The sequence below is a fragment of the Sinomonas soli genome (assembly GCF_054782415.1).
Window position 1 is genome coordinate 1 of the sequence record NZ_BAAGSN010000040.1, and the last position, 6,855, is coordinate 6,855.

General features: G+C 68.2%; 7 protein-coding genes and 1 pseudogene. 2 read left to right on the forward strand and 6 right to left on the reverse strand.

What is annotated here, in order from left to right:
• The first annotated feature begins 187 nt into the window (after positions 1–187).
• Positions 188–331, forward strand: a complete 144-nt coding sequence (locus ACYVKZ_RS20920) for a hypothetical protein (RefSeq protein WP_460994402.1) — start codon at positions 188–190, stop codon at positions 329–331.
• A 117-nt stretch (positions 332–448) separates the two neighbouring features.
• Here the strand turns inward: ACYVKZ_RS20920 and ACYVKZ_RS20925 are convergent, their stop codons facing one another.
• The gene (locus tag ACYVKZ_RS20925; RefSeq protein ID WP_460994403.1) at positions 449–802 is read right to left on the reverse strand and encodes a hypothetical protein; all 354 of its coding nucleotides are present in this window, start codon (positions 800–802) and stop codon (positions 449–451) included.
• A 321-nt stretch (positions 803–1,123) separates the two neighbouring features.
• Here ACYVKZ_RS20925 and ACYVKZ_RS20930 point away from each other — a divergent pair, with 321 nt between their 5' ends.
• Positions 1,124–1,582, forward strand: a complete 459-nt coding sequence (locus ACYVKZ_RS20930; RefSeq protein ID WP_460994404.1) for a hypothetical protein — start codon at positions 1,124–1,126, stop codon at positions 1,580–1,582.
• Positions 1,583–1,663: 81 nt separating this feature from the next.
• Here ACYVKZ_RS20930 and ACYVKZ_RS20935 read toward each other — a convergent pair whose 3' ends face one another.
• The 5 genes and pseudogenes from ACYVKZ_RS20935 to ACYVKZ_RS20955 all read right to left on the reverse strand — a co-directional run.
• A complete protein-coding gene (locus ACYVKZ_RS20935; RefSeq protein WP_460994405.1) occupies positions 1,664–2,362 on the reverse strand; it encodes a hypothetical protein in 699 nt (232 codons plus the stop codon).
• 2 nt (positions 2,363–2,364) lie between these two features.
• Entirely contained in the window at positions 2,365–4,047 is a 1,683-nt protein-coding gene (locus tag ACYVKZ_RS20940; protein ID WP_460994406.1) for a hypothetical protein, read from the reverse strand.
• 134 nt (positions 4,048–4,181) lie between these two features.
• Entirely contained in the window at positions 4,182–4,487 is a 306-nt protein-coding gene (locus ACYVKZ_RS20945; protein WP_460994407.1) for a hypothetical protein, read from the reverse strand.
• Between the two features lie 9 nt (positions 4,488–4,496).
• Positions 4,497–6,152 carry a peptidoglycan DD-metalloendopeptidase family protein gene (locus ACYVKZ_RS20950; protein ID WP_460994408.1) on the reverse strand — a complete coding sequence of 552 codons (1,656 nt, stop codon included), beginning with the start codon at positions 6,150–6,152 and terminating at the stop codon, positions 4,497–4,499.
• Positions 6,153–6,229: 77 nt separating this feature from the next.
• Positions 6,230–6,855 (reverse strand): annotated as a pseudogene (locus ACYVKZ_RS20955) (hypothetical protein); the annotation flags it as partial.

The following is a 6,855-nucleotide window of genomic DNA, read 5'->3' on the forward strand; positions in this document are numbered from 1 at the left end:
GGTCGTCGGCGGCGACCGTTTTCCCGCGTGATTCCGAGGTTTCTTCTATAACGCGAGCCGTCGGTAATAGGCGGTTGCGGGGCTCAACTCCCACCAAAACTCCCACCACGCGGCCGGCCATGTCCATGCCCGTCTGGCTCCGCCTCCGTTGGGAGGACGGCAATGAGCGCACCGTGAAGGGCTCGCCATGGGGTGGGCCGGTGAGCTCGTCCCCGTCCAGTACCTCGCTGAAGGCAGCTACCACCTCACCGTCAGCGAGATCTGGACCGAGTCGACCAACGTGACACGGCGGACGATCGAGGCCCAATGGCTCGGGCGGAGTGACAGCTGATGCTAATGTGACTCTGCGCGGCCCCGTTGAGCTGCTCCCTGTGAGAACGTGTTCCGGGCTGCGCCGTGGCGCCTCCGGCTCACACCCCCCGTCGAAGGCCGGGGCGCCACGCTTTTTCTAGGCCGTGGCTGTCCGCCATTCGCGCATCCGGTGTGCGAGCTCCATGAGCAGCTCGTCGTCGGTCAGTTCGGATGCTCGCCGGACCGGGCCTTCGTCAGCGGCGGCCATTGTGCTGAGCTCGTAGGCCTCCGGGTTATCCGCCTTGAGGAGGTTGGCGATAGACCCAGGGGCCCACTCGAAGGCCTTCTCGGTGGTCGGGCGGAACTCGTGTCTGGGCGCATATTCGCCCGCAATCCATCCGGAGAGGGTCCTCTCCTTGACCCCGATGCGTTCAGCCATCGCAGGAATGGTCCATCCGTAAGAGGCCCGGTGCGCATTTATCAGCCGTGCCAGGTGCTCGGTATTCGTCATGCAGACAATCATGCGATAGCTGGGGCTCCCTGATTCAAGCCCATGTGGATAACTTCGGGAACCGCGCTTGGCCCCTGGGAAGCTTGGCGCTTGCTGGGAAACCTGAGGGTATCCTGTGAACGCAAACTGCTACCTCTGGGGGACCCTATGAAACCGATCATCCTTGCCGTCGCCGTCCTGTGCTTGGCGGGCTGTACGACGTCACCTGCCGCGAACGACTCACCCGCCAGCCCAGCACCCTCGGTTGCAGCCGTGTCAGCCGCTCCATCCGCGACGGCATACAGGCCGGGCGGGTTCGTGTTCGTCAGCCAGGACAACAGTGTGGGGAAACTGGATCTGCCCGGGAAGGCACCGGCTGACCTCGAGGCGCTGCGGTCCACGGCGGGTGCGGGGAAGGTCACCTACGCCACGGTCAAGGTAGACAACCGCAAGGGCACGGCGCTGGCGAACATGTACGAGCTCAGTGTCTACGATGCGGCGGGCAAGGAGTACACCATGAAGAACGCCTACAAGGTGGTGGATGAGTGGCGGCAGTCCAAGCCGGACCTGGACAGCGAGACCTACAACCGCTTCATCAAGGCGTCGAACAAGTACATGGACACCGCCGACCCAGGCGCGGTCAAGGAGTTCGTCATGGTCGGCGACTTCCCCAACCTGCCAGCCGAGTTCGCCAAGGTGACCGTCTACGCGAACGGCGGCATGGCATCCGTTGACGCGCTGCCGGCATCTGAGAAGGCCAGCATCACGGCGCACCGGCCAGAGGTCACCTTCGACTTCTAGGCAACCAAAAAGCAGCCCCCCACCCAGCGACGGGTGAGGGGCTGCTTTCATCCATGTGTTGCCGGCAGCGCGGCGGCTGAATCAGGCGAGCCCGTACTCCGCTTTCAGCGCGGCGACGTTCGTCTGGAGCTGCGCGACGGTGTGGGCGGTGCCGATGTTGACGCCGAGGTCACGGACGACCATCGCCGTCTTCGTGCTTGAGACGCCGGCGCCGAACGCGACGTAGGTGGACAGTACCGCCTGGTTCTGGCTCACCACTTCGGCGCTCTCGCCGGTGGATGCGGCGACGCGCCACTTCGCGTCTCCCGTTCCAGTGTTGCGCTCCACCGACCATCCGACGGCGTACCACTGTCCCAGGACGAACTGGGAGGCGAGCACCGCAGACCCCGCATTGAATCGGCGGGTGGCGTTGAAGCCCATCGCGAGGGTGTTCAGGTGGATGATCGATCGAGCGGCGGCTGGGTCGGCGGTGACCTTCACCACCGCGTAGCCGCTGACGTTCCCACCGGGCCCGGGGTTGATGCCGAGCGCGAATGCGGCATCGTCGGTGCCGTTGAAGGTGATCGCCCTGAGCCCGTCCACTGTCCCCTCCGTGGGCAGGGTGGTCGCGCCTCCAGTTGCGTCCGTGAGGCTGACAGTGCCGAGTACTGGCGGGACGATCTGGTCTCCGTCCGTGAGCACTGAGTCCGCGACCCAGCGGTGCGTGAGTGGGTTCGGGAGCGCGGGGATGTCGAGTGGCAGGCTCGTGCTCGGTGTCCCGTCGATGTCGTAAACCAGCATGTTCAGATCCAGCCCTTCGTGGTGATCCAGTTTTTGACGGCGACCGCGACGGCCTTGTAGCCGTTCGCGTTGAGGTGTAGCCCATCGGCTGCGAGCAGTGACGGCGGGATGCGGTCCTCGCTGGTCGCGGTGGTGTCGTCCGCGGTCGGGGTGAGCGATACGGCAGCGAGGCCGTTCGCGATGAGCCACCCGCGGATGTCGAGGTAGTTGTTCGGGTACGCGGACGCGAGTGCGGCGTTGATGCCGAGGATGGTGGTGTAGTTCGCTGACCCTGACGGTTCGGCGGTCGAGTTGGTGACGCCGAGCACGAGGTAGTCGCCGCTGGTCTGGTAGGCGACCATCTTTGCGACGTAGACGGCGACGTCGTTCGGCGTGGCGGTGACGTTGTTGCGCCCGACCCAAAGCACCTGGTTCCAGTCGCGGCGCACCGACTCGTACTCGTCAATCCACGGGGTTCCTGCGGGGACGGTCGCCGCGTCGCCGCTGCTGGCGCGGGTGAAGGTGAACATGCCCCCGGTCGCGGTGAGAGTGCCGCGGATACCGTTCAGCGTTCCTACCATCGCGAGGCCGTCCGGCGTGCCGTTCGTCCCGTTCGGGTTCGTGAAGATCAGGGTGGTGTTCATCGCGAACGCGGCAGTCGCGCCCGTCGCAGGAATGGCTAGGTCGGGGGTCACGGTGAGCGCAGTGGAGCCCTGCCGCATCGAGATTTCCTTGGACCGTTCCCCGGGGTTGCCCCGCTTCGCGATCGGCACGCCAGGGGCGAGCACCGAGAGGTACTGCGGGTACGACACGCCATCGCCGAACGCGCCGGCCGTCAGCGAGTCGCCACGGCAGATGATGCCGCGGCCCTTCGGCGAGCGGGGTGCGCTCATCCGGGACGACCACTCATCGAGAGTCCTCTGCGGGACTCGGCCGTCAGCCTGCAACGCGTCCTGCGCTAGTACAGGGTGAGCGCGGCCGGCGACCCGGATGCGGGTGCCGCGGAGGTAGTCGGTGCGGGTGAATGCCCGCGTGACGCCGCCGTCTCCGATCATCTGCACCCCGGAAGACTGGAACACGCCGTTGTCCAGGATGCGGGCGAGGAGCCGGCGTCCGATCCGGGAGCGCCACTTCGCTTCTACCTTCGTCGCGTCGATGATCTTGGGGATTCTCGTGGATGTGTTCAGCGCGTCGTTCACAGCCCCCTGTGCCGCCGTTGCCCCTGCTGCGGCGATGGTCGAGTCACTGGCCATGGCGTCGGCAACGAGGGGGGGCACCTGCGTGTCCAAGCGTCGGCCCAGGGCCGAGGCTACATCTGCGTTCCCGTCCAGTGCCGCTGTGATCGCGTCACCAGCCGGGGCATCCACCAGGGCTGCGGACGCGGCGGCGTTGCTCGCCGCCTCTGCAGCAGCGGCCATGGCTTCCTTGACCTGCTCGACCACGCCCTTGGCTGACAGCACCGTTAGTTCTGCGCCATTCTCGCCGACCATCTTCACCAGCATCACCGGTGTCCGAATCTCCGGGGTGGTGGAGATCGCCGAGGCGGTCAGGGGGTTCGTGATCGGGAGACCGTTCGGGTCGGTCAGCGGCAGCAGGGTCGTGTTGCCCGTGTCGTCGGAGTCGTAGACGTAGACCTTGCCGTTCGGGATCAGCTGCCCGTTGGTATTGATGACGAGCTGGGACTCAATCGGGTAGGTGTCGGCCAAAGCTGTGGCTCCTCACGGTCGGCCCCGGGCGCGGGGCAGTGGATTCTGGCCCTTGGTCCACCAGCGGAGGCGGGTCAGGGGGCGGTGCAGGGCGGAGCGGAGCAGCATGCGCCGCGGGGGCGCCTGCTGCGTGCTCAGTCGGTCTTGGACGGGGCCAGCCAAGGCAGGAACCGCTCGGTCCACGCCACGACGGCAGGCATTGCCATCACCCGGGCGACGAGGGCCGCGAGCGCGGCGATCGAGACGGCGACGCCGGTGAGCCAGGCCGCCCATCCGTCGGGAAGCACGCTTCCGATGCCGGCGAGCGCGGTGTCGACGATGGCGGGAAGGATGAGGGCGAGGCCGATGACGGCGGGGATGACGGTCTGGACGAAGGTGCGGATGGCGGTGCGCCAGGGGTAGACGGTCTGTGTGCTGGGGGTGGCGAGGTGGCCTGCCATGGTGGGCTCCTACTTCTGTCGGTTGAGGAAGAGTTGGACGAGCCAGTCGAAGAACCGCTTGAGGACGCTGGCCTCGTCGAGCCCCGCAGTGGGTGCCGTCGGCGCCGGGGTCGGGTCTGGTGCTGGTGCTGGTGCTGGCTGGAATGGGACGTCGTACTTGGCGAGGTCGATGACGGCGCCGCAGGCGGTGGAGCAGCCGGGGACGTCGCGGTGGCGGATGGGTGCGGGCTTGCGGCCGAGCTTCTTGTCGACGGCGAGGAGGAGTGCCCGGGCGGTGAGGATGGTCTCGGGGTCCTGGGCTGGGTCGGTCTCGGTTCCGTACCAGTTGTTGCCGGTTGGGCCGGCGTGGTAGGCGCGGTCCTTGAGTGCGACGTGCTGCCGGATCCTCCGTCCGGAGGCCGAGTGGTAGGCGGAGACGAAGGTGCCTTCCTTGGCGAACTGGGTGCCGGTGGACTCGAAGGTGTCCTTGCCCAGGGTCCCGAACTGGTGGATCACAGAGTGGTCCGGGGTCGGGTTGCCGGCGCCGAGCTGCAGGTTTCCGATGTGGGCCGGGAACTTCTCGACCTTGATCACGACGCCGTCCTCGCGGACGACCTCGGTGATGTCGAGCTCGAAGTCGTACGGCTTCACAACGGGGGCCGACGGTGCCGGCGCTGTCGAGGTGAGGTCAGTCAGGCCCGTGGTTGCCTTGTTCGTGAAGGCGCCGGACCAGGCATAGGTGTTCGAGTAGGCACCGACGAACCAGATGTTGTTCCCGTCGCCGTAGGGGTCGGTGGCCCGGACGTATCCCTTGAAGTCGAGGACCAGGTCGGGGTCGAACGTCTTGACCACGGCGGCGTTCTTGTCCGGCGCCTCGCGGAGGTTCACACCCGAGGGCCCGGTGATGCGCTGGTCAACGCGCACCGCGGGGGCCGCGGGGGCCGGCGTCGGTGCCTTCGGCGGCGGCGTGAGGTCCGGCAGACCGGCCGTCCCCGTGTTCTTGAAGCCGCCGGACCAGATGAAGTTGCCGGAGTAGGCGCCGACGAACCAGACGTCGTTGCCGTTGACAGACTCGCCGTGCACGAAGCCCTTGAAGTCGAGGATCGTGTCCCCCGCGAACGAGCTCACCACGCTGGCGGAGGTGGTCGGTCGGTCGCGGACGTTGACCTGGGCGGCGGTGATGCGCTGGTCCGGCCGGAGCGTCTGGGTGACCGAGGCTGCCTGTACCTGCGCCCAGTACGCGCCGCAGTAGCGCGCCGGGTCCACGCGGCCGTACGTCCCGTTGCCGGTGTTCCAGCCGTCGGGGAGCGCCTCGAAGTGCAGGTGCGGGCCGGTGGACGCCGTCCCGGTGCTGCCCGTGTACCCGACGATGTCGCCCTGCGCGACGCGGTCGCCGACGTTCATCGCGGTGCTGTTCAGGTGGGCGAAGACGAACGCCACCTCCCCGCAGTCGAGCACCACAGTGATGCCGCCCATCGGAGTGAGCCACCACGGGTTCTGGTCGTACGTCCCGGTGATCCAGTCCGCGTGCAGGATCGTGCCCGTCCCCGGCGCCCGCACCGGGGTGTCCAACGGCGCCGCGAAGTCGGTGCCCGTGTGGCCGCCGACAGGGTTCACACCGCCCGGATTCGTGCCGAACGGCTGGCTGACAGGGATGCCAGCCGGAAGAGGCCATGTGTAGCCCATGATGATCTCCCAGGGGATGGGCGAGGGCCCTGCCCGCGAGCGCGGGGAGGGCCCTCGAGAGGGGATGGCGGGTGCGCCTACTTGGCTGCGGCGCAGGTGTAAGTGGTGGATCCGGGCGGGTTCGGCGTGCACGTGTACGTCATGCCGAGCGCATCGGTGAAGGTGAACGAGGACGGGGCCGGCCCGGTCTCGCCGGCGGCCCCAGTGTCGCCCTTGGCCCCGGGCGGCCCCGCTGGCCCCGGGTCGCCCTTTGGGCCGGTGGCTCCTGCCGGTCCTTGCGGTCCCGGCGGGCCTTGGGCGCCGTCGGCGCCGGGCGCCCCGGCGAGGCCCTGTGCGCCGGCCTGCCCGTTGGCCCCGGCCGTGCCGGCCTGCCCCGTGGTTCCCTCGTTTCCCGTGTCGCCCTTCGGTCCCTGCGGGCCCTGGGGACCGGCCGGGCCTTGGGCTCCGTCCTTGCCGTCGACGCCGTCCCTGCCCGCGGGTCCCGCCGGGCCGGCCGAGGGGGATGGTGAGGCCGCGACGTCGGCGGCCTTGCGGCAGATGTTCTTGCCCGCCGTCGTGCTCGCGAAGTCCTCGCGGGCGCACGCGGTGGCGAACTCCTCGGCGAGGTTCTGCTTCTCGATCGTCTGCGTCGCGGCGTACCGCTCGGCGTCGGCAGCCAGGCGGTGGTTCTCCATCGCGAGGCCGGCCGACACGGCGGCGAGGA

Coding starts and splice junctions, on each gene's coding strand:
- ACYVKZ_RS20925 (WP_460994403.1), bottom strand. CDS start 802: ATGACGAATACCGAGCACCTGGCACGGCTGATAAATGCGCACCGGGCC.
- ACYVKZ_RS20920 (WP_460994402.1), top strand. CDS start 188: ATGGGGTGGGCCGGTGAGCTCGTCCCCGTCCAGTACCTCGCTGAAGGC.
- ACYVKZ_RS20935 (WP_460994405.1), bottom strand. CDS start 2,362: ATGCTGGTTTACGACATCGACGGGACACCGAGCACGAGCCTGCCACTC.
- ACYVKZ_RS20945 (WP_460994407.1), bottom strand. CDS start 4,487: ATGGCAGGCCACCTCGCCACCCCCAGCACACAGACCGTCTACCCCTGG.
- ACYVKZ_RS20950 (WP_460994408.1), bottom strand. CDS start 6,152: ATGGGCTACACATGGCCTCTTCCGGCTGGCATCCCTGTCAGCCAGCCG.